Consider the following 22,527-nt stretch of genomic DNA (forward strand, 5'->3'; position numbering starts at 1 on the left):
CGGGACGTCCGTTCATTGATTGTCCGCGCGCTCAGGGGCCGCGGTTATGCGGGCCAAGTCTGGGCCGGATGCGAAGCTCTTGTCCAGCCCCGCGGACGACATTGGGCTTCGCCAAACTTTCATGGCCGAGGTCGCCGCGTCCAGTAGCCGGCATTGACGGCACCGACGGGTATCTCGCCGGCGACGATCTTCGCGACCTGGCGTACCGTCTCCGACGATTGATGCTCGATCGCCTGCGGCGTCAGGCCGCCGACATGCGGCGTTGCGATCACATTGTGCAGCTTCGCAAGCTCGGGCGTCGGCATCTGGTCCGGCGCGCGGCCGACATCCATCGCGGCACCCGCGATGCGGCCATCGCGCAGCGCGGCCGACAGCGCCGCCTCGTCGACGAGGTTTCCGCGCGAAAGGTTGATGAAGAATGCGTGCTTCGGCATCCGCGCCAGCGCGGCCTGCCCGATCAGGTTCTCGGTCTGCGCGTTGGCGATCGCGAGACAGACAACGTAGTCGGCGCATGCCAGCAGATCGTCGAGCGGCAAATGCCGGATCGCCGCATCATCGATCGTTACGTAGGGATCGGCGACCAGCACATTCATGCCGAGCACTTTTGCGATCCCGGCAAGATAGCGCCCGATGCTGCCATAGCCGATGATGCCGATCGTGCTTCCCGCCAGCTGGCGGCCCATCACGACCTCGGGCGCCCTGCCCGCGTGATAATCCGCGGTGGCGCGCGAGACGCCGCGCGACAGATCGATCATGAAGCCGAGCGCGAGCTCGGCGACCGACTGGACGAAGCCGGCGCTCGCCTGCGTCACCAGCACGCCGGCGGCGGAGGCTGCAGCCACGTTGATATTGCGGATATCGACCGCGCAGCGCACGAACGCGCGCAACTTCGGCAGCTGCGGGAAGATCTCCCCTCGCCCCTGCGTCATGCGGTCGGCGACGATGATGTCGACATCGGCCGCGGCCTTGACCAGCGCCGCCGCGTCGAGCGCCTCGTCGCCTTCGTGCAGCTTGACGTCGGCGACCGCGCGCAGGCCGCTCAGGCTGCGCTCGCCATAATAGTCGCGGCGCATCTGCGGGGTATGGGCGAGCAGCACCTTCACGATTCCACTCCCTAGTAGCCGAGCGCATGCGGCAAGGCCGTGCTGATCGCCGGCACGAAGGCGATCACGAGCAGGCACAGCAACAGCAGGCCGAGATAGCCCGCGATCGGCTTGATGGTCTGCTCGATCGGCACGTTGCCGATCAGGCAGGCGCCGTAGAGCCCAAGGCCAAGTGGCGGAGCAAAGAGCCCGAGCCCCATCGCGATCACAAGCACGACGCCGAAATGCAGCGGATCGATGCCGAGCTTGACGGCAACCGGCAGCAGCAGCGGGCCGAAAATGATCAGCGCCGCGGCGCCTTCGAGCACCGAGCCCATCACCACCAGCACCAGGATCGACAGCAGCATGAACAGCCAGACGCCGTGGCTGCCCGAGATCGCCAGCATGAGGTCGCCGACGGCATGCGGCACCTGCTGCAGCGTCAGGATGAAGGCCAGCGACTGCGCCGCGGCGACGATGAACAGCACCAGCCCCGAACGAACAGCCGACTGCACGAAGCAGTGCGCGAGGCGCTTCGCGCCGAGCTCGCGGAACAGCAGGCTGCCGACGGCGATGGCGTAGACCGCGGCGAAGGCGGAGATTTCGGTCGCGGTGGCAAAGCCGCTCTTGAAGCCGAAGAAGATCATGAAGATCAGCCCGAACGAGGCGATCGCACCGGTCCAGAGCCCCGATACCGCGGCGCGCGGCTCGGCTTCCACGTTCGCCGCGGGGCGCTTGCCGAAGATGATCGACACCGCGATCAGCGCCAGCGCCATCAGCGCGGCCGGCAACATGCCGGCGACGAACAGTCCGCCGATCGACAGGTTGGCGACGAAGCCGAGGATGATGAGGTTGATGCAGGGCGGAATGGTCTCCGCCATGACAGCGGAGGCGGCGAGCAGCGCCACCGCTCCGCCCGGGTTCTGCCGCGAGCGGCGCGCCGCCGGGATCAGCACCGAGCCGACCGCGGCAACGTCGGCCATCTTGGAGCCCGAGATGCCGGAGAACAGCACCATCGACATCACCATGACGACGTTGAGCCCGCCGCGCATCCGTCCGACCGCGCTGCAGCAATTCGATCAGCCGGACCGACATGCCGTTGGCTTCCATCAGGTAGCCGACCAGGATGAAGAACGGGATCGCGAGCAGCACGAAATTGTCGATGCCGCGCGCCATCTGCTGGGCGAAGATCACGCCGGGCAGCGTGCCCTCGACCCAGATGAAGATCAGCGCCGCCAGCGCCGGCGCAAAACCGATCGGCAGTCCGCCGAACAGTGTGAGGAAGAAGCCGATCAGCATCAACGTTTGCGATGACGGTACGGACGATGGTGCGAATGCATCCCAAGCGAGATAGAGACCCACGATGACGGCAGTCGCGACGATGGCCACCGTCATGTCGCGCAACGGCCGGCCACAGAACGTCTCGAACGCGAAGATCGTCATAAACGCCGCGCCGACGCCCATCGGATAGAACGTCCATTCCAGCGGCAGGCCGGAGCCGGAGGTCTGACCGGTGGTCAGCCAGCTTGACGGCGTTGAACGCGACATAGCCGGCAATGATGGTGACAAGCAGCGCACCGACCGCGTCGACCACCCGCCGCACGCCCGGCGGCAGCATGTTGACGAAGAAGGCGACGCCGAGATTTTCGCTGCGGGCGAGCGCGCTTGCCGCGCCGAAAAAGCTCGACCCGACCATCAGGCCGCGGGCGACGTCGTCGGACCATTCGACCGGCGCGTTGAACAGGAAGCGGGCCAGCACGGAGACGCAGACCACCACGAGATCGGCGGCAAGCAGGAGCGCGGCGATCGCGTCACTGATGGCGAGCAGCGGCGCCGTGATCCGATCAGCGCTGCTTCTCGCCTCGACTGCGGCGATTGACATGCGCCGACCTCAGGCCTGGGTGGCGCGGATCAGGTCGACGACAGCCTTGGCCTCGGGCCGCGCCTTGATGAAATTGTCGGTCTGCGGCAGCACGCGCTTGCGGAACGCCTCCTTGTCGCATTCGACGACGGTGACGCCCTTCTCCACCAACGCCGCCAGCGCCTCCTTTTCCACCGCAAGGCCGTGCGCGCGGGTGTCGGTCGCGGCCTTGTTCGCCGCGTCGAGAAAGCCTTCGCGCAGCTTGGGAGCCATGCGGTTGAAGCTGGTGTCGCTGAAATAGACCGCGAGCGGCGAGAAGATGTGCTGGGTCAGCGCATAGTGCTTCGCGGTCTCGTAGAACTTGCTCGCCAGGATGGTCGGCGGATCGTGTTCGAGGCCGTCGAGCACGCCGGCCTGCAGCGCCGTATAGATCTCGCCGAACGCCAGCGGCGTCGCGGCGGCCCCCATCAGCCGCAGGCATTCGGTGATGATCGGATTGGGCAAGGTGCGGATTTTCAGGCCGGCGAGATCCTCCGGCGTCTTCACCGGTTTCTTCGCCAGCACGCTGCGCGCGCCGAAATTATAGGCCCAGCCGATGATGTGAATGCCGGCGCCCTTGAGCAGCGCAGCCTCGATCGGCTTCGCCGCGCCGGCGTCGAACGCCTTGGTCTGCTGCTGGAAGCTGGTGAAGAGGTAACCGAGGTCGAAGGTGCCGACCAGCGGCACGAGATTCGCCGAGATCGACGAGCCCGACACCATCAGGTCGATCACCCCGAGCTTTACCGAGTTGATGACGTCGATCTCCTGGCCGAGCTGGTTATCGGGGAAGAAGGTGACCTCGATCTGCTCGCCGAGCCCGTTCGCCTTCAGACTCTTGACCAGATTGTCGTAGTAGACGCGGCCATTGGCGTATTTGGGATCGTTCGGAAGCGACGACGAGCATCGCATTTTCATCACCGCAGCCTCGGCGCGGCCGATGATGGCGGGCGCGGCGGCAAGCCACGCGGTCGCTGCGACCGACGACTGCAGCACAATGCGGCGGCTCACGCGGTTCGACGTCATGTTGGTGCTCCTCCCCGGGGACGGATCTTTATTGTGTTGGCCACCCGCCTGACGGCGTGAGCTTGGCAGCCGATTTGTCATAATGTATGACAAAACGGATACGGTTGTGCAAGGGCGCGGCTCGGCGGCGGCGCAGGCTGCAACCGCAGCGAGGCCCTCGATGTTCCAGACATCCAACGCGTTGCGTCGGAGCGTGCACAGCCAGGTCACCGACCGCGTCGGCAGCAGCATCGTGCGCGGTGAGATCGGCGTCGGCGAAACGTTGCCACCGGAAATCCGGATCTGCGAGATGATGGACGTCAGCCGCACCGTGGTGCGCGAGGCGATCCGCACCTTGACCGGCAAGGGCCTGATCGAGTCGCGGCCCAAGAGCGGCACGCGGGTTCGGCCGCCCGAGCAGTGGAATCAGCTCGATCCCGACGTGCTGCGCTGGCACCTCGAGACCGCGGAGATCGACCGTTACCTCGCCAAGCTGTTCCAGCTGCGCGCCGCGGTCGAGCCGGCCGCGGCAGCGCTGGCGGCGACCCATGCCGAGGAGGTCGACATCGCCCGCATCCGCGCCGGATGCGACGGCATGGACGCGGCAGAGACCAACGAGGAGTTCGTCGCCGCCGACATTGCGTTCCACCAGGCGATCTATTTCGCCACCCGCAACGAATTCTTCTGGCCGATCGCGCAGATGTTCGAGATCACGCTGCGCCAGAGCTTTACGATCGCAGCGCCGGGCTCGCACCGTCCGCGGGCGCTGCGCGAGCACCGCGCGGTGCTGGACGCGATCGCCGCCGGAGATGCGGAGACGGCGCGCACAGCCACGGTCGTGCTGCTGACGAATTCCGCCGACGACCTGGTGCGCATTCGTGGCCGGGAGTTCGACACGCCACGTCCAGCCAAGCGCCGATGATGTTGGTGACTGCGGTCGTGATGCGCTCACTGCTTCCACATGGTCGTCCTGGCGACAGCCAGGATCCATAACCACCGCAAGTGGTTGTGACCGGGATCATGGCCCCAGCGTCGCGCAAGACCTGACATTTGGGGTAATGGGTCCTGGCTTTCGCCAGGACGACATCGAATATGGGGCGCGGCCTACATCCCAATCGTCGTCCCGGCGAAAGCCAGGACCCATACGCCGCGGCCGATGTTGTCGGTGAGACTCGTCGTTCCAGCGTCGCGCAACCTAGCTCAGCGGTGGTTATGGGTCCCGACCCCCGTGTGCAATTGCGCATTAGGCCGGGACGACAGCGAATGTGTGGTGCCGCTTGCAGGTCAAAAATCCGCATCAGTGATTGGCGCGTGAGCGAGGCACCGCCAGAAGGGTTCCCTGCCCCTTGCGAGAGTGGGAGCCGCGCGGCGTGCTCACCTCGCCGTCATTCCGCGCCCGCCACGAGAGTCGACCCGCACACGGGCCTGTGACCATAGTTGAAGGCTGCGACGACGAAACTTCTGGATTGTTGGCCGCGTAGACGCCAAGACAAGAGCGCTATTCTGCGAAGGTTTCATTGATGCACGACGTCTCGATCCCGGCGGCCCTGATCGCCGGTCTGGTCAGCTTCCTCTCGCCCTGCGTGCTGCCGCTGGTGCCGCCCTATCTGATCTATTTGACCGGCGCGACCATCGAGCAGGTCAACCAGGACGGCGCCACCGCGGCCTCCAAGCGCGCGGTGATGACGGCGGCGCTGATGTTCGTGCTCGGCTTCTCCACCGTGTTCGTCGCGCTCGGCGCCAGCGCGTCCTTCGTCGGCGGGCTGGTGCGCGCCTGGTCGGCCGAGCTCTCGATCCTGGCGGGCATCGTCATCATCATCATGGGCCTGCACTTCCTCGGCGTGACCCGGATCGGCCTGCTGATGCGCGAGGGGCGGCTGACCGCGCCGAAGCCGGTCGGGCTGTGGGGCGCCTACGTCATGGGTCTGGCCTTCGCCTTCGGCTGGACGCCATGCATCGGGCCGATCCTCGCCGCGATCCTCTCGATCGCGGCCGCCGAGGCCACGGTGACGAAGGGCGCCGGCCTGCTCGCGGTCTATTCCGCCGGGCTCGGCATCCCGTTCCTGCTTGCGGCCTTCATGGTCAAGCAGTTCTCCTCGCTGTTCGCGCGGATGAAGCGCCATCTCGACACCGTCGAGCGGGTGATGGGCGTGCTGATGGTGGTCACCGGCATCGGCTTCCTGACCGGCGCAGTCTCGAGCGTCAGCGTCTGGCTGCTGGAAACCTTCCCGGCGCTGCAAAATATCGGCTAGGCCTTCACGCCGACGCAGGGTGCCGTCGGCTGGCTTTTGGCCGCGCGATGTCGGACTATCGGGGAATCGCCGCAATCCTCACGGGGCACCGATGGGCCAGGATCGTCAGACGCGCGCCAGCTGGCCGATCTTCAGTTCGCTCAGGGCCTTCCGGCCAAGCGACCTGCCGGGTGACCTGATCGCCGGGCTGACGCTCGCCGCGATCGCGATCCCGGAGCAGATGGCGACCGCGCGGCTCGGCGGCTTCTCGCCGCAGATCGGCTTCTTCGCCTTCATGGCCGGCTCTATCGGCTTTGCGATGTTCGGCGCCAACCGCTTCCTGTCCTGCGGCGCCGACTCCACGATCACGCCGATCTTCGCCGGCGGCCTCGCGCTGATGGCGACCGCCGGCTCGCCGGACTATCAGGCGCTGGCGATGGCGCTGGCGCTGATGGTCGGCGCGATCATGATCGCCGGCAGCCTGTTCAAGCTCGGCTGGATCGCCAATTTGCTGTCGACGCCGGTGACGGTCGGCTTCCTTGCCGGCATCTCGGTCCACATCCTGGTCTCGCAATTGCCCGGCGTGCTCGGCCTGACCACGCCGGACGGGCCGACGCTCTACAAGCTCGGGGTGCTCACCGAGAAGATCGGTCAAACCAATTTCTACACGCTGGCGATCGGCCTCGGCGTGCTGGCGCTGGTCGCCGGATCGGAGAAGATCAGCGCACGCATTCCGGGCGCGCTGATCGGCCTTGTCGTGGCCACCGCCGCCGTGATCGCCGGCCATCTCGAAAGCAAGGGCGTCAAGGTGGTCGGCACCGTGCCCGGGACGCTGCCGACGCCATCGTTTCCGGACATCGCGCCGGAGCGCTGGATCAAGCTGTTGTCGCTGGCGATCCTGATCGCCGTTGTCATCATGGTGCAGACCGCGGCGACGACGCGCTCGTTCCTGTCCGATCCGGACAAGCCGGCCGACGTCGATCGCGACTTCCTCGGCGCCGGTGCCGGCAGCCTGCTGTCCGGACTGTTCGGCGCATTTCCGGTCAACGCCAGTCCGCCGCGAACCGGCATCGTGTCGGAGACCGGCGGACGTACGCAGCTCTCGGGGCTGTTTGCCGCGGCCATCGTGCTCGCGCTGCTCGCGTTCGGCGCGACGCTGCTGCAGCACGTGCCCGATGCGGCACTCGGCGGGGTCCTGCTGTTCGTGGCGCTGCGCATCATCCGCGTGAAGCAGATCGTCGCGATCTTCCGTCAGTCGTTCTATGAATTCCTGCTGGTGGTGGCGACCGCAGCCGCGATCATCGTGCTGCCGATCGAGCAAGGCGTCGCCGTCGGCATCGCCTTGTCACTGCTGCACGGCATCTGGACCACGACGCGCGGCCAGCTTGCCGAATTCGTCCATGTGCCCGGCACCACGATCTGGTGGCCGACGGGCCCGCACGTCACAGGCGAGCGCACGCCCGGCATTGCCGTCGTCGGCCTGCAGGCGCCGCTGTCGTTCCTCAACGCGGAAAGCTTCCACAGCGGCGTGCTCAAAACCATCAGCGCGACGACACCCAACCCGCGGCTGCTGGTGATCGAGGCCAGCGGCATGATCGAGATCGATTTCACGGCGGCGCAGGCGCTGCGCGACCTGTTTCGCGAATGCCGCGATGACGGCGTGACGGTGGCGGTGGCGCGGCTCGAATCCGAGCGCGCGCAGGACGCCTTCGGGCGCTTCGGTCTCTACGAGGTGTTGCCGCGGGACCACGTCTTCCGCAGCGTCGACGAAGCGGTCCGCACGCTCGGCGGACAGGCGTAGAGGTTGGTGAGATCAGTCCGTAGCCCGCATGAGCGAAGCGATACCCGGGAAACCGTTCCCGCATATCGCTTCGCTCATGCGGGCTACGCACGATCCTCCGTCATTGCGAGCAAAGCGAAGCAATCCATCGTGTGGCGTATGCGGAAGCATGGATTGCTTCGTCGCTATGCTCCTCGCAATGACGGAGCTACAAATTTAGGGCGACTCAGCTGCATAGCCTGGATGAAGCGAAGCGCAATCCGGGATTTCTCGCGCGTTGATGAACCGTCCCGGATTTCGCTTACGCTCCATCCGGGCTACCGGACGACCTCAGGCCTGCTCGCCCTCGAGCGTCGGATGCTCCCTCAAAACTTCCGCCTTGATCGAGCCCGCGTGGATGGCGCGCAGCAGCGCCCGCCCCGTCTTGATGTTATTGGCCTTCATGCAGAGACCGACGATCTCGCGCACCGCGGAATCCCGCACCAACTCGTCGGAGATCTTCATCGCGGTCTCCATCGCGACCTTGGCGGCACGCTCGTAGCGATCACGCTCGATCTGCTGCTTCTTCGCTGAGCGCGTGTCGGGCGAGCCGACCGCCTCGGCGCAGCCGGCGGCATCGCGGCAGATCGCACGGATCCGCTGCGCAGCTTCGATGTCGCCGAGCGGATGCGCGACGGGATCGTCCCAGATATCCTTGTGCTCGTCCTTGCTGAACCACCACATCGCCGCACCTTGAATGCACGGCAAACATAGCTGGCCTTGGCGCAACCTGTGAACCGCAGAGTCGACTCGGTGCCGAGCAAGAGGTGCACACTATGGCCCGGCGGCCACACCCGCGGCCGATCCGCGCGCGAATTGATGTCGAACTCATGGAATAAAGCCCGTTTCGGTTCTGATTGCGTCAGAGCCGAGGCTGCGGGGTTTTCGCTTGCCGCGTTTTCACGCGAACCGACGAGGCTCTAAGCCGATCGTTTCGGCCCGATCGCCTCGAACTGCGCCTTTTGCTCATCGCTGAGCGTGGCGTAGAAATTCTCAAGCGCGGCGCGGACGTCCTTGACCGACTGCAGCATAACGTCGAGCCGCCTGGCAACGAAGGCAAGGCGTGCGGGCGGGGTCATCGCCTCGTTGGTCTGGCACGCGGCCTTCAGCTTCCGCGCGGCGTCGGCGCTGGCATCCTGCAGCGCCTGAAGCGCACCGCGCTGGGCGTCGCTGAGCTGCAGCCGCGCCTCGATCTCGCCGGTCGGCCATTCCTGCATCGCCGGTTGCGCAGCGCCGCAGCTCTGGGCGACCGTCGCGTTCGGATCGCGCGCCGCGGCTTCCTTGCGCTGGTTCTCGGCGAGCGCGTTGAGCCGCGCTTTCTGCTCGTCATCGAGCAGGCCGTAGAACTTCTCCATCGGAGGCTTCACGATTCCGACCGCGGTGACCATCGCTTCGATCCGCTGCTGCATGGCGGCGAGGCGGTTCGGCGCCGTCAACACCACCTGCGCGGGACATGCCGCGCGAATCACCTGGGCAGCCGCGAGCGACGCGTTGCCGAGCTCGCCGAGCGCCACCGATTGCGCTTCGGTCGGCTGCACCGCATCCGCGATCTGATCTACCGGCAGGCCGGCGACCGAACGGCTGTCATTGCCGCACATCTGCTCGATGCGCCCGCCGCCGCGGTAACGGCGGCCCGTCCGGCGCTCCGGCAGATAGCCCCTGAGATCGTCATACCCATAAGGCCCGAAGATGCCGGCATAGATATCAGGATAGCCGTAGCCCCAGAATCCGATGTCGTCGCCCCAGATCGCGTAGTCGTAGATGTCGTTGTACGCGAACGGCCAGAACAGCGGGCCAACCCAGCCATAGCCGCCGCCGGGATGCTGCCACCAGCCGTTGGCGACAGTCCCGCCGTGCCAGCCGGCGAGCGCCGCGGCCGCGGCGATCTGCGCGCGCGCCGCCGGGTTGCTCAACAGCCGGCCGTTGCGCAATGCGCCGTTGCGCGACAGCGAGTTGAACGCATTGCGCATATGGCCTGGTGCGATCGCGGCATTGCGCATCCGGCCGAAATTGCCGCCCCCGCGCGATGCGAAGGCGCCATGGCCGGCGAAGCCTGATCGCGAGATCGCATGCGAGCGGCCGACCCCGCCATGATGGCCGCCGCCAAAATGCATGTGGCCGAAGCCATGCCCGCCACGTCCATGGCCACCGCCGTGCCCGTGGCCACCACCATGCCCATGGCCGCCACCATGTCCTCCGCCATGGCCGCCACCGTGCCCGCCGCCGCCTCGGGCGATCGCATCGCCCGACAGCGCCATCGCAAGCACCACGACCGCAATTCCGATTGCCCGTCCGATCACGGCGTTCCCTCCGCGCACCGCACATATCGCGGCAACAAGAGAGACGCCGGGTGGGCGGAAAAGTTCCACGCACCACGCGCGGACGTTGGCGGACCCTGCGCGGCGTGACGGCGCCTCAGGCGGCCGGGACGATCTTTCCGGGATTGAAGATGTTTTGCGGGTCGAGCGCATGCTTCAGCGCCCGCATCGCGTCGAGCGCCTCCGGCCCGAGTTCGGCCTGCAAGTACTTCTGCTTGCCCTGCCCGATGCCGTGCTCGCCGGTGCAGGTGCCGCCCATGGCCTGGGCGCGCTCGACCAGGCGGTGCATGAACTCCTCGCCGCGCGCCATCTCGTCCTTGTTGTCGACGTCGCAGAGCAGCGAGCAGTGAAAATTGCCGTCGCCGACATGACCGACGATCGGCGACAGCAGGTTGAGCCGCTGCAGATCCTCCTCGGTCTCGGTGACGCAGTCGGCAAGCCGCGAGATCGGCACGCAGACGTCGGTGGCGACAACGCCGATGCTGTCGCCGGGGCGGAGCGCCTTGACGGACCAGTAGGCATCGTGCCGGGCCTGCCACAGCTTGGTGCGGTCTTCCGGCTTGGTGGTCCAGGTGAAGTCGCCGCCGCCGCATTCGCCGGCGATGTCGCGGAAATTCTTCGACTGCTCGGCGACCTCGACCTCGCTGCCGTGGAATTCCAGCAGCAGCAGCGGCGTCTCCGGCAGCGACAGCTTCGAATAGCTGTTGCAGGCTTTCACCTGCGCGGCATTGAGCAGCTCGATCCGGGCGACCGGAATGCCGGTCTGGATCGCGAGGATTGTCGCCTGGCAGGCGCCACGCACCGTGTCGAACGAACAGGCCGCCGCCGCGATCGTGTCGGGAATGCCGCGCAGGCGGATGGTGAGTTCGGAGATGATGCCGAGCGTGCCTTCGGCGCCGACGAACAGATGCGTCAGGTCGTAACCGGCCGACGACTTCTTGGCGCGCGTGCCTGTCGTGATGATCTCGCCGTCGCCGCGCACCACCTTCAGCGCCAGCACGTTCTCGCGCATGGTGCCATAGCGCACCGCGTTGGTGCCGGAGGCGCGGGTCGAGGTCATGCCGCCGAGCGAGGCATCGGCGCCGGGATCGATCGGAAAGAACAGGCCCTGGTCGCGCAGATGCTCGTTGAGCGCCTTCCGCGTCACGCCGGGCTGGATCACGCAGTCGAGGTCCTCGGCATGCACCTCGAGCACCTTGTTCATGTCGCGCAGATCGATGCAGATGCCGCCCGCGGGCGCGTTGACCTGCCCCTCGAGCGAGGTTCCGGTGCCGAAGGCGATGACCGGCACGCGATTGGCGGCGCAGATTCGCACCACGTCCTGGATGTCGGCGGTTTCCTGCGCCATCACGACCGCATCCGGCGGCTGGGTCGGCAGCCATGTGGTGGTATGGGCGTGCTGTTCGCGCACCGCCTGCGACGTGACGAGCCGGTTGCCGAACCGCGCCGCCAGCGCGTCGATCGCGCGCTTCAGGGCCTGCGGCTCAGGGCGCGTCACAGTGCTCGAAATCGTTGTCGCCACGTCAAATTTCCTCCCACCTTTAGCCGACCGTGGCAAAGCTTGTATAAGGGGTCAAGAGAGCCTGACTTGAAAAAGTGGACGCCGGAGTCACAGAAAAGCTCATGCTCGAACGCCAGCAAACCGGGGATGGATCATGACTTCAGTGACTGCCACGAGCGAGATGCCGCTTCCGCCGGCCCCGTTCAGATCCTCGGTGATGCAGATCGAGCCGCAATGGATCGACTACAACGGCCATCTCAACATGGCCTACTACAACGTGATGTTCGACCGCGCCATCGACGAGATGTGGCTGCAGCTCGGCATCGGGCCGGCCTACATGAAGGCGCGGCAGTGCTCGACCTTCACCGCCGAGTGCCACGTCCGCTATCTCAGGGAAATTCATCTCGGCGATCCCGTGCAAGTCCACGTCCACCTGCTCGGCGCCGACGAGAAGCGGCTGCACACCTTCGAGGAGCTGCGCCATGCCACCGAAGGCTGGCTCTCCGCGACCTCGGAAAACCTCACGCTGCACATCGACATGGAGGCGCGCAAGGTGGCGCCGTTTCCGCCCGATATCCGCGCCCGCGCTCGCGCGATCGTCGACAGCTATGCGGGTGTACCACGTCCCGAGGGCATCGGCCGCAACGTGGCGATGCCCTCGGCGAAATAACTTGCCGTTTTCAAGCGAAGCGGCCGCCGGTTCGCGGCCTCGCTAGACCCTTGTGCGGCCGCGCACCAATCCGACCACCGCCGACACCAGAAACAGGATGACGGCGATGAAGAAGATCGCCTTGGCGATTTCGACGGAGGCGCCGGCGATGCCGCCAAAGCCCAAAATGCCCGCGATCAGGGCGATGACCAGGAACGTGACGACCCAGCTCAGCATGATCAAAACTCCGCTTCGTTTTCCCTGTTGTTGCTCGGCGCGAACCTCTGCCCGACGCCGCACCTGTTGAAACAATCCGGCGGGGAAATGCTGGTTCCTGAGCATGAAACCGCGAAATTTTCGCCGATTTCCGGAACCGCGATTGACTGCGGGCTGCTGCCAAAAGCGTTCCCGCCAGCCGCGATAAAACCTGTCAAAACGGCCGATCAGGCCCTATATGGCCTTCAATCCCTGTTAAGAAGGCTCCCCTTCACCATCCTGCGGTGCCATCGTGGGGCCGAGACGATTCGCCAATGACCGAGCCGAGCAAATTGCCCCATCACGGCGTTCCCGAGCACCAGCCGGCGGCTGGCGGCATCGCCGCGCGTGCGCGGGCGGCGGCCGGTCCGCAATATCTGAACGGCCTCAATCCGGAGCAGCGCGAGGCGGTCGAGACGCTCGACGGTCCGGTGCTGGTGCTTGCCGGCGCCGGCACCGGCAAGACACGCGTCCTGACCACGCGCATCGCGCATATCCTGAGCCAGGGCCGCGCGCGGCCGCATGAGATCCTGTCGGTGACCTTCACCAACAAGGCGGCGCGCGAGATGAAGCTGCGGCTCGGCCAGATGCTCGGCCAGGCGGTCGAGGGCATGCCGTGGCTCGGCACCTTCCACTCGATCGGCGGCCGCATCCTGCGCATCCATGCCGAGCTGGTGCAGCTGAAATCCAACTTCACGGTGCTCGACGTCGACGATCAGGTGCGGCTGTTGAAGCAATTGCTGCAGGCCGAGAACATCGACGACAAGCGCTGGCCGGCGCGGATGCTGGCCGGCCTGATCGATGGCTGGAAGAATCGCGGCCTGTCGCCATCGCAGGTGCCGGCGGGCGAAGCCGCCTCGTTCGGCAACGGCAAGGGCGGCAAGATCTACGCGACCTATCAGGAGCGGTTGAAGATCCTCAACGCGGCCGATTTCGGCGACCTGCTGCTCGAGAACATCAGGCTGTTCCGCGAAAATCCAGACGTGCTGCGGCAGTACCAGAGCCGCTTCAAGTTCATCCTGGTCGACGAATATCAGGACACCAACGTCGCGCAGTATCTGTGGCTGCGCCTGCTGTCGCAGGCGCCGTCGCGGCCGGAGCGACGCCTTGCCGACGTCATTCCGGGAGCAACCAACGCGCCAGTCATTCCGGGGCGCCTCGAAGAGGCGAACCCGGAATCCCGAAGCAATGAGGACTCAACTCGAGATTCCGGGTTCGCACCTGGCGGTGCGCCCCGGAATGACGAGGAAAACGTCACCACGCAACAACCCCTCAAGAACATCTGCTGCGTCGGCGACGACGACCAGTCGATCTATGGCTGGCGCGGCGCCGAGGTCGACAACATCCTGCGCTTCGAGCACGATTTCCCCGGCGCCAAGGTCATCCGCCTCGAGCGCAATTACCGCTCCACCGGCCACATTCTGGCCGCGGCCTCGCATCTGATCGCGCATAATGAAGGCCGGCTCGGCAAGACGCTGCGCACCGAGGATGTCGACGGTGAGAAGGTCACCGTCACCGGCTCCTGGGATTCGGAAGAGGAAGCGCGCGCGATCGGCGAGGAGCTCGAGGAACTGCAGCGCGCGGGCGAGAACCTCAACGACGTCGCCATCCTGGTGCGCGCCTCGTTCCAGATGCGCGAGTTCGAAGACCGCTTCGTCACGCTCGGCCTGCCCTACCGCGTGATCGGCGGCCCCCGATTCTATGAGCGCGCCGAAATCCGCGATGCGCTGGCCTATTTGCGCACCATCAATTCGCCGGCCGACGATCTCGCCTTCGAGCGCATCGTCAACGTGCCCAAGCGGGGGCTCGGCGACGCCACCGTGCAGCTGCTGCACGACCATGCCCGCAAGCGCCGCATTCCGCTGTTCGAGGCGGCGCGCGCCGTGGTCGAGACCGACGAGCTGAAGCCGAAGGCGCGCGGCTCCTTGCGCGATCTCGTCATGCAGTTCGACCGCTGGCGCGCCCAGCGCGAGGTCACCTCGCATACCGAGCTCGCCGAGATCGTGCTCGACGAGAGCGGCTACACCGAGATGTGGCAGAAGGACCGCTCGGCTGATGCCGCGGGCCGGCTGGAGAACCTCAAGGAGCTGGTGCGTTCGATGGAGGAATTCGAGAACCTGCAAGGGTTTCTCGAACATATCTCGCTGGTGATGGACCGCGACGGCGAGGCCGGCGACGAGGCGGTGTCGCTGATGACGCTGCATTCGGCCAAGGGCTTGGAATTCGACAACGTGTTCCTGCCGGGCTGGGAGGAAGGCCTGTTTCCGAGCCAGCGCACGCTGGACGAACAGGGCCGCGCCGGGCTCGAGGAGGAGCGCCGCCTCGCCCATGTCGGGCTGACCCGGGCGCGCCGCCGCGCCAAGATCTATTTCGCCACCAACCGCCGCATCCATGGCACCTGGTCGACCACGATCCCCTCGCGCTTCCTCGACGAGCTGCCGGCGCACAATGTCGAAATCACCGAATCCAAGGGCGGATCGGGCTGGGGCGGCAGCGGCGGCTATGGCGCCTCGCGCTTCGACAACCTCGAATCATTCGGCTCGAGCTATTCGACCCCGGGCTGGCAGCGCGCCCAGGCCAACCGCAACCGCGGCGGCGGGGGCCGTAGCGGCAGCGGCTTCGAGGAGCGGCAATCCTCCTTTTCCTCCGAAAGCTTCAATCGCACCAAGCGCGGCCCTGTCGTGATCGAGGGCGAGCTGGTGGCGAAGTCCACCGGCACAACGTCGGATTTTTCGCTGGACGACCGGGTATTTCACCAGAAATTCGGCTACGGCCATGTGGTGAAGATCGACGGCAACAAGCTGACCATCGCCTTCGAAAAGGCCGGCGAGAAGAAGGTGGTCGACAGCTTTGTGCAACGGATGTGACATAGCGACCTTTCTTTGGCGACCTTCTTTGGCGGTCTTCTCTGTTGGTAGCCCTTGACCCCAGTTGATTTCATGGGTTGAGATGGATCCATGGTCCGGGGGAGGTTTTTCCTTTTTGTCATCGCGCTCACCGCGCCGTCGCTGGCGGTCGCGGAGACGATGAGCTTTGGCGATTCGGCAGCCCAGCTCGCCAAGGCCTGCGGCGCAGACATCACCGCGAACTGCCGCGGCGTCAATCTCGACTCCAACCGCCTCAAGGAATGCCTGTCGCGCAACCGCGACGTGATCTCGCCGCAGTGCAAGGAGAGCTACTTCTCCACCCTCGATGCGATCCAGAAGCGGATCGCGGCGCGCGTCACCGTTGCGAATGCCTGCACCCGCGAGATCGTCAAGGTCTGCGGCGGCTCGACCAAGGAGACCAGCAAGTCGGTGCCCTGCCTCGTCAGCGCCAAGGGCCTCAGCCGCAATTGCACCCAGGCGATCAATGACGCGGGGTATCAATGATGCGGCTGTCGAGGCGAGGCTTGCGCGATCCTGGCCTTTTGGCCCTGCTGGGCACGCTGGCTTTGCTGGCGATGTCGATTGCGCCAGCGCCGGCGCAGACCGCCATCACACGCGACGACGTCATCGCCAAGCTCAATCATTTTGAGACAGATGCCGAGGTCGATGTCCCTGCGCTGCGCCAGCAGGTGGCCGAACGATCGAAGTCGCGATCGAAGAACGAGCCACCGCCCTCGAAGCGGCCGCCGATCGCTCCCGACCTGACCAAGCTGCCGACGTTTAACGTCGACATCGCGTTCGACGTCGACACGCCGATCGTGCTGCCGGAGTCGTATCAGACGGTCGGGCGGATCGCCGATGCGCTGACGCACTCCTCGCTGCTGCCCTACACCTTCCTGATCGTCGGCCACATCGAATCGACCGGACGACGCGAGAACAATGTGCTGCTGAGCCAGCGGCGCGCCGACGCGATCCGCGACATCCTGGTCAACACCTTCAAGATCACCGCGAAGCGCCTGCAGTCGGTCGGGCTCGGCGAGGAGCAGTTGCTCGACCCGACCAAACCCAACGCGCCGGTCAACAACCAGGTGCAGATCATGCTGGTCGCGAAGGTCGCCGACAGCGCGCCGCCCGCGCACCCTGCCCCGACGGCCGCCGCCAAGAAGCCGGCGAAATCAGCCAAGAAGCACTGATTGGATTGAATATCGGGGCGTCGGAACTGCGTCCCCTCCCGCCCGTATACGATGTCCCCGGGGCGAGCGGCGCCTCCACGATTTCGGAATAATAGAAGATTACCGCTGATTTGCCCGACGGGTCAAGTTGCAATATGCGCCGCCGGCCGCCGGCTCCTTTGCATGGGGTTGTTTTCGATATTTTGGTAGTGCGCCCCTGAGGCGGCAGGCTATCAGCCTCGTTCGAGCCCGGCCTCGATACGTGGACACGTGAGTTGCAGAGGCCGCAAGCGCCGTATGCAATGGCCCTGCCCGCAAGCGGGAGCGGTGCACGCTGCAGAATAAATTTCTCCCTCGCCGACCGATTGCAGAACGGACCGTGCGTTCCTATCTGGGCTGAACCCGCATCACGCGCCTGCCCGGGCCCCAATCCGCGCGCGCCCCCTCCCTCACGCTCACCGACTCTCCATGTCGCCGATCATCTCCGTATCCAATCTTTCGAAAACCTATGGCTCCGGCTTCAAGGCGCTGAAGGGCATCAATCTCGACATCGTCAAAGGCGAGATCTTCGCGCTGCTCGGGCCGAACGGCGCCGGCAAGACCACGCTGATCAGCATCATCTGCGGCATCGCCAATCCGAGCGAGGGCCGCATCACGATCGGCGGGCACGACATCATCGCCGACTATCGCGCGGCGCGGTCGATGATCGGGCTGGTTCCGCAGGAACTGCACACCGACGCGTTCGAGTCGGTGTGGGCGACCGTCAGCTTCAGCCGCGGCCTGTTCGGCAAGCCGAAGAACCCCGCCCATATCGAGAAGGTGCTGCGCGACCTGTCGCTGTGGGACAAGAAGGACGACAAGATCATCACGCTGTCCGGGGGCATGAAGCGCCGCGTGATGATCGCCAAGGCGCTGTCGCACGAACCGCAGATCCTGTTCCTCGACGAGCCCACCGCCGGGGTCGACGTCGAATTGCGCAAGGGCATGTGGGAGGTGGTCCGCACGCTGCAGGCTTCCGGCGTCACCATCATCCTCACCACGCACTACATCGAGGAAGCCGAGGAGATGGCCGACCGCATCGGCGTCATCAACAAGGGCGAGATCATCCTGATCGAGGACAAGGCGACCTTGATGCAGAAGCTCGGCAAGAAGGAGCTGACGCTGCAATTGCAGAACAAGCTCGAGGCCATTCCCGATGTTCTGTCTGCCTACAATCTCGAATTGTCCGACGACGGCCGCACCGTGACCTATGACTACGATACCAAGGGCGATCGCACCGGCATCACCAGCCTGCTCAACGATCTGCGCAATGCCGGCATCCGCATCTCGGACCTCGATACCAGGCAGTCGTCGCTCGAGGATATCTTCGTCAGCCTCGTGAGGGCGCCATGAACTACCGCGCAATCCGGGCGATCTACCTGTTCGAAATGGCGCGCACCTGGCGCACGCTGCTGCAGAGCATCGTCTCGCCCGTGGTGTCGACCTCGCTGTATTTCGTGGTGTTCGGCGCCGCGATCGGCTCGCGCATCACCGAGGTCGAGGGCGTCAGCTACGGTACCTTCATCGTGCCGGGGCTCGTGATGCTGTCGGTGCTGACCCAAAGCATCTCCAACGCCTCGTTCGGCATCTACTTCCCGAAATTCGTCGGCACGATCTACGAGATCCTGTCGGCGCCGATCTCCTATTTCGAGATCGTTATCGGCTATGTCGGCGCTGCCGCCACCAAGTCGATCATCCTCGGCCTGATCATCCTGGCGACGGCCGGGCTTTTCGTCCCCTTGCATATCCAGCATCCGGTGTGGATGCTGACGTTCCTGGTGCTGACGGCGGTCACCTTCAGCCTATTCGGCTTCATCATCGGCATCTGGGCCGACGGCTTCGAGAAGCTGCAGATGATCCCGATGCTGGTGGTGACACCGCTGACCTTCCTCGGCGGCAGCTTCTATTCGGTGAACATGCTGCCGTCGGGCTGGCGCACCATCACCCTGCTCAATCCCGTGGTCTATTTGATCTCCGGCTTCCGCTGGAGCTTCTACGAGATCGCCGATGTCAGCGTGCCGCTGAGCCTCGGCATGACCGTGGGATTCCTCGTGGCCTGCATGGCCATCGTGGCGTGGATCTTCAGGACCGGCTACCGGCTGAAGAACTGACTTGCAAGCAAGTCATTCCGGGGCGCGCCTTAGCGCGAACCTCAGATGCGCAATTGCGCATCGGGGAATCTCGCGCCGTCACTTCGAGATTCCGGGTTCATGCTTCGCATGCCCCGGAATGACGCTCGCCCGTAGCCCGGATAGAGCGAAGCGCAATCCGGGACCTTATCGCCAAGCCTGCAGAACCCGGATTTCGCTTCGCTCCATCCGAGCTACAGGTTCTTCAACGATCAATAGCAGTGGAAATGACCGTGGCGGTAATAGCCGCGGCAGCGGTGGCCACGGCGGTAACCGCGATCCGGGATGCCGAACACGCCCTTGACCGCGCCCATGGCGCCACCGACACCGGCGCCGACGGCGCCGCCAACCACGCCGCCCACCGGGCCGGCGACCCGGTTGCCCTCATAGGCGCCCTCATGAGCGCCGCGGACGATGCCCTGGGCATGGCCTGCATGGGGGACTGCGACCAGCGTCAAAGCGAGGGCTGCGGCCGCAAGCAGGAGCCGCGCGGAGAGGCCGGCTGGGACGACGGCCGCGGTCTTCGCCTTGGTGTTGTTCATCTGGATTCCTTGATGCGCGGCGCGAACGCGCCGCCGGGCGGGATTGTTAAACGCCCATGCGGCCAAATGGTTGCGTGTCGGAGACCAATCGGGCCGTGGTCGCGGCCTGCTCGCGAAAAAGTCAGCCCGCCGTGACAGGCAGGCCCGGCTTCGGCCTTGTTTGCGCCGCGCACGGGATTAACCATGGCAATTGATCACGGCCTTGGCCCGCCACTGGAACCAAGTTCGGATTCCGTGCATATTGATTGCCGGGGACGGAGAGCCGCGGCTTCGCGAGCAGGCCTGGAGGCCAAAGGTAAAATGCGTTCGTTCCTCATTGCGTTCACGTCCGTGATGCTCTTCACCGCCGGCGCCGCACAGGCCAAGGTCGATATCACCATCGACAAGGACAACCAGCAGATGACCGTCGCGGTCGACGGCGTCGCGCGCTATCACTGGCCGGTCTCGACCGGCATCCCGTCGCGCGAAACGCCGAACGGCAGCTTCCGCGCCTTCCGCATGGAAGAGGATCACTACTCCAAGGAATTCGACGACGCGCCGATGCCGCACTCGATCTTCTTCACCAAGATCGGGCACGCGATTCACGGCACCGACTCGGTCAGCCGCCTCGGCTCGCCGGCCTCGCATGGCTGCGTGCGGCTGTCGCGCGACAACGCAACCACGCTTTACTCGCTGGTCCAGAAGGAAGGCGTGCTCAACACCACCGTGACGCTGACCGGCTCGTCGCAGGTCGCGCTGGCGCGCAATCCGCGTGGGCGCAATGGCACCGCCGTCGCCCGCCGCGCGCCGCAGCAATATGACGAGCAGTACGGCACCGCCGCCGCCGGCGACCCGGTCGTGCTGACGCCGCAGCCGCGCGACTATCCGGCGCAGGCCCGCACCGATGACGGCTACATCTATCCGGCCGACGGCAGCTCGACCGATCGCCGCTATCCGGCACCACCGTCAAGCCGCCGCGTCTACGATGCGCAGGCCTATGGCCAGCAGCAGTATTACGGCAATCAGGGCTACGCGCCGGCGCCGCAAGGCTACTACCAGCCGCGCCCCGCCTATCAGCCGCGCGGCTTCTACGGCAACACCTATCAGGATTAGAGCGTTTTCGAGCGAAGTAGGCGCCGGTTCGCGTGAAGAAAACGCGTCAAAAGAAATCTGCCGCACGCTCTTGATCCGTGACGGCGCCGCAGGCAGGGCGCCGTCAGTTCACGCTCCCCTCACCCGCTTGTGACCGTCGCAAAGGGCGTCCGTCAACGTGCGCCGCGGCCCGTCGTCATCTGATTGTAAAACTAGCCCGATATTCGGCGGCACAAGCGCCCGCTTGGCCCCTGGAGGCCGATTCACGCTGTATGCCCGATGAAATCAGGGCGAGAAGCGCGGGTCACGTAGGCAAGATCAGAGGTCGACATGAAACGGGGCATCATTGTCCTTTGCCTGTGCGTCGTGGCGATGGCCGCTTATTTCACGACGGACAGATGGGCCATCCGTCACACGACGCTGACGTTCCACGACGTTCTGCGCGACGACCGCGACGTCACGGTCGAGGTCGCGGTGCGCCGCGACCGGCAAATGCAGGCGATGGCCGAGATGATCGAGCTGCCGGTCGCGATCCTGAGCCACGGCAACACCGTCAAGAACACCGAGTACTCGTTCCTCACCAATTTGTTCGCGTCGCGCGGATACCTCGTGATCAGCATTCAGCATGATCTCGACACCGACGCGCCGATGGTTACCAAGGTCGGCGAGGAATATGTAGGCCGCCGCATGCAGTACAATCGCGGCGTCTTCAACATCATGTATGCGATCGACGAGCTCAAGAAGGTCTATCCGAACGCAAACTATCGCCAGCTGACGTTGATCGGCCATTCCAACGGCGGCGACATCTCGATGTTCTTCGCCAAGCAGCATCCCGACCTGGTCAAGAAGGTCGTCACGCTGGACAATCTGCGCGTCCCCTTCATCACCGACGGCAAGATCAAGATCCTCTCGTTTCGCTCCAGGGATCCGGTGTTCAAGGCCGATCCGGGCGTCGTGCCGGACGACGAGACCTGTGCGAGACTCGGCATCAAGGTGGTCAGAACCGAATTCCAGCACAACGATCTCAGCGACCGCGGCCCGGACAGCGCGAAATCGTCGATCCAGGCCGGCGTGGAGCAATTCCTAGACGAGGATGCGGGCGAGAGCACGCCGACGATGCCGCTGCTCGCTGCCTCGACGCCCGCCTCCGCGGGTGCGGCGCCGCCAGAGAACAAATAGTCGCGTCGCGCTGAAGGCGAGCTGGCGCTCCTCCGGTGCTGCCGGACAGCTCTCCGTTCCGGTTGAACTGGAACGGAGCTCCAGCTTCTTGCTTTGACACTAGGCGCGCGCGTGGCGATAGCCAGTGGCAACGAGCCAGATTGCGGAAAGCAGGAAATAGAACGCGCCGAAGCCCGCATAGGGAGCGACGTCGAGAATGGTCGGCGCAACGGTGCCGATGGACTGGCTGATCATGTAGCCGCCGGCGAGTGCCGACTGTGCGCCACTCAGGATCATCGCCCATTGCGCACCATAATGACGCCAGCGCCTGACGCCGGTGTACAATTGCAGCACACCCGCGAGGATCGCCCAAACCCCGAACACGGCCAGGACGGCATAGCTGCTGTGGCTGAGCGCCACGATCACGGCGAGCGTCGTGATCGCGCTGACCACGACATTCAGGGCCTGGGATGGGTTGGCTTTCAGGCCGCCATTGACCCGGGCATCAGCCAGATTGGCGATGCCGTCCCACGCCGGGTAGATCACGAACAGAACCCCGGCAGGGCCGGCTTGGCCGCTAAACAGAACGGCAGCGGCGACCCAGGCGACCGAGAAGATGGCGCGCCCGAGATAATAGGATCGCAGCCAGGTGGATTGGGTCGAAAGGTGGCTTTGCATTGACAGGCTCCTTGTTTATCGTCCTACTAGTAGGTAGACAACAATTCCAAGTCAATCTGGCGCTCGGACGCCCTGTGTGGAGAGGAAGGCCTTGATTTACCTTTGTAATTTACC

Annotated in this window: 19 protein-coding genes and 1 pseudogene; 11 read left to right on the forward strand and 9 right to left on the reverse strand. The window is 65.2% G+C overall.

Features of this window, described 5'->3' with window-relative positions; all coding sequences use genetic code 11:
• Window positions 1-119 precede the first annotated feature (119 nt).
• From ACVIHF_RS23945 to ACVIHF_RS23955, 3 genes and pseudogenes are all read right to left on the reverse strand, one after another.
• Window positions 120-1,103 (reverse strand): NAD(P)-dependent oxidoreductase, encoded by a 984-nt coding sequence (locus ACVIHF_RS23945; protein WP_456792652.1) that lies wholly within the window; start codon window positions 1,101-1,103, stop codon window positions 120-122.
• 11 nt (window positions 1,104-1,114) lie between these two features.
• Window positions 1,115-2,964: pseudogene (locus ACVIHF_RS23950) on the reverse strand (TRAP transporter large permease).
• 9 nt (window positions 2,965-2,973) lie between these two features.
• Window positions 2,974-4,005 (reverse strand): TRAP transporter substrate-binding protein, encoded by a 1,032-nt coding sequence (locus tag ACVIHF_RS23955; RefSeq protein ID WP_018273005.1) that lies wholly within the window; start codon window positions 4,003-4,005, stop codon window positions 2,974-2,976.
• Between the two features lie 160 nt (window positions 4,006-4,165).
• Here ACVIHF_RS23955 and ACVIHF_RS23960 point away from each other — a divergent pair, with 160 nt between their 5' ends.
• The 3 genes from ACVIHF_RS23960 (at window position 4,166) to ACVIHF_RS23970 (ending at window position 8,016) form a co-directional block, all read left to right on the forward strand.
• Window positions 4,166-4,906: a FadR/GntR family transcriptional regulator gene (locus tag ACVIHF_RS23960; protein ID WP_253607579.1), complete on the forward strand. Its 741-nt coding sequence runs from the start codon at window positions 4,166-4,168 to the stop codon at window positions 4,904-4,906.
• A 598-nt stretch (window positions 4,907-5,504) separates the two neighbouring features.
• Complete coding sequence (locus ACVIHF_RS23965) at window positions 5,505-6,236, forward strand: cytochrome c biogenesis CcdA family protein (RefSeq protein WP_016846251.1); 732 nt, start codon at window positions 5,505-5,507, stop codon at window positions 6,234-6,236.
• Window positions 6,237-6,327: 91 nt separating this feature from the next.
• Window positions 6,328-8,016, forward strand: coding sequence for a SulP family inorganic anion transporter (locus tag ACVIHF_RS23970; protein ID WP_456792653.1), 1,689 nt, complete (start codon window positions 6,328-6,330; stop codon window positions 8,014-8,016).
• Between the two features lie 309 nt (window positions 8,017-8,325).
• Here the strand turns inward: ACVIHF_RS23970 and ACVIHF_RS23975 are convergent, their stop codons facing one another.
• The 3 genes from ACVIHF_RS23975 to ACVIHF_RS23985 all read right to left on the reverse strand — a co-directional run bounded on the left by ACVIHF_RS23975 (window position 8,326) and on the right by ACVIHF_RS23985 (window position 11,874).
• Window positions 8,326-8,718 carry a hypothetical protein gene (locus tag ACVIHF_RS23975; protein ID WP_456792654.1) on the reverse strand — a complete coding sequence of 131 codons (393 nt, stop codon included), beginning with the start codon at window positions 8,716-8,718 and terminating at the stop codon, window positions 8,326-8,328.
• A gap of 236 nt (window positions 8,719-8,954) precedes the next feature.
• Window positions 8,955-10,334 (reverse strand): Spy/CpxP family protein refolding chaperone, encoded by a 1,380-nt coding sequence (locus ACVIHF_RS23980; RefSeq protein WP_456792655.1) that lies wholly within the window; start codon window positions 10,332-10,334, stop codon window positions 8,955-8,957.
• 115 nt (window positions 10,335-10,449) lie between these two features.
• Window positions 10,450-11,874 (reverse strand): FAD-binding oxidoreductase, encoded by a 1,425-nt coding sequence (locus ACVIHF_RS23985; RefSeq protein ID WP_456792656.1) that lies wholly within the window; start codon window positions 11,872-11,874, stop codon window positions 10,450-10,452.
• Window positions 11,875-12,034: 160 nt separating this feature from the next.
• Between ACVIHF_RS23985 and ACVIHF_RS23990 the strand changes: the two genes are divergently transcribed.
• The gene (locus ACVIHF_RS23990; protein WP_456794117.1) at window positions 12,035-12,523 is read left to right on the forward strand and encodes a thioesterase family protein; all 489 of its coding nucleotides are present in this window, start codon (window positions 12,035-12,037) and stop codon (window positions 12,521-12,523) included.
• A gap of 42 nt (window positions 12,524-12,565) precedes the next feature.
• On the opposite strand, the gene ACVIHF_RS23995 is transcribed toward ACVIHF_RS23990, so the two are convergent.
• Window positions 12,566-12,739: a DUF1328 domain-containing protein gene (locus tag ACVIHF_RS23995; protein ID WP_016846258.1), complete on the reverse strand. Its 174-nt coding sequence runs from the start codon at window positions 12,737-12,739 to the stop codon at window positions 12,566-12,568.
• 293 nt (window positions 12,740-13,032) lie between these two features.
• Between ACVIHF_RS23995 and ACVIHF_RS24000 the strand changes: the two genes are divergently transcribed.
• The 5 genes from ACVIHF_RS24000 (at window position 13,033) to ACVIHF_RS24020 (ending at window position 18,946) form a co-directional block, all read left to right on the forward strand.
• Entirely contained in the window at window positions 13,033-15,624 is a 2,592-nt protein-coding gene (locus ACVIHF_RS24000) for an ATP-dependent helicase (RefSeq protein ID WP_456792657.1), read from the forward strand.
• Window positions 15,625-15,714: 90 nt separating this feature from the next.
• The gene (locus ACVIHF_RS24005) at window positions 15,715-16,128 is read left to right on the forward strand and encodes a hypothetical protein (RefSeq protein ID WP_057015016.1); all 414 of its coding nucleotides are present in this window, start codon (window positions 15,715-15,717) and stop codon (window positions 16,126-16,128) included.
• A complete protein-coding gene (locus tag ACVIHF_RS24010; protein ID WP_076824165.1) occupies window positions 16,125-16,817 on the forward strand; it encodes an OmpA family protein in 693 nt (230 codons plus the stop codon). Before ACVIHF_RS24005 ends, ACVIHF_RS24010 begins: the two co-directional genes overlap by 4 nt.
• Before the next feature lie 447 nt (window positions 16,818-17,264).
• Window positions 17,265-18,188 (forward strand): ABC transporter ATP-binding protein, encoded by a 924-nt coding sequence (locus tag ACVIHF_RS24015; RefSeq protein ID WP_225643686.1) that lies wholly within the window; start codon window positions 17,265-17,267, stop codon window positions 18,186-18,188.
• On the forward strand, window positions 18,185-18,946 hold the full coding sequence (locus ACVIHF_RS24020; RefSeq protein ID WP_028342160.1) for an ABC transporter permease: 762 nt from the start codon (window positions 18,185-18,187) through the stop codon (window positions 18,944-18,946). Before ACVIHF_RS24015 ends, ACVIHF_RS24020 begins: the two co-directional genes overlap by 4 nt.
• A 230-nt stretch (window positions 18,947-19,176) precedes the next feature.
• Here the strand turns inward: ACVIHF_RS24020 and ACVIHF_RS24025 are convergent, their stop codons facing one another.
• Window positions 19,177-19,506 carry a hypothetical protein gene (locus ACVIHF_RS24025; RefSeq protein ID WP_229190145.1) on the reverse strand — a complete coding sequence of 110 codons (330 nt, stop codon included), beginning with the start codon at window positions 19,504-19,506 and terminating at the stop codon, window positions 19,177-19,179.
• A gap of 300 nt (window positions 19,507-19,806) precedes the next feature.
• Between ACVIHF_RS24025 and ACVIHF_RS24030 the strand changes: the two genes are divergently transcribed.
• Window positions 19,807-20,598, forward strand: a complete 792-nt coding sequence (locus ACVIHF_RS24030; protein ID WP_456792658.1) for a L,D-transpeptidase — start codon at window positions 19,807-19,809, stop codon at window positions 20,596-20,598.
• Window positions 20,599-20,907: 309 nt separating this feature from the next.
• A complete protein-coding gene (locus ACVIHF_RS24035) occupies window positions 20,908-21,756 on the forward strand; it encodes an alpha/beta fold hydrolase (RefSeq protein WP_310880666.1) in 849 nt (282 codons plus the stop codon).
• A 99-nt stretch (window positions 21,757-21,855) separates the two neighbouring features.
• Here the strand turns inward: ACVIHF_RS24035 and ACVIHF_RS24040 are convergent, their stop codons facing one another.
• The gene (locus tag ACVIHF_RS24040; RefSeq protein ID WP_310880667.1) at window positions 21,856-22,413 is read right to left on the reverse strand and encodes a DUF308 domain-containing protein; all 558 of its coding nucleotides are present in this window, start codon (window positions 22,411-22,413) and stop codon (window positions 21,856-21,858) included.
• Between the last annotated feature and the right edge of the window lie 114 nt (window positions 22,414-22,527).

This window comes from Bradyrhizobium sp. USDA 4506 (assembly GCF_054058795.1).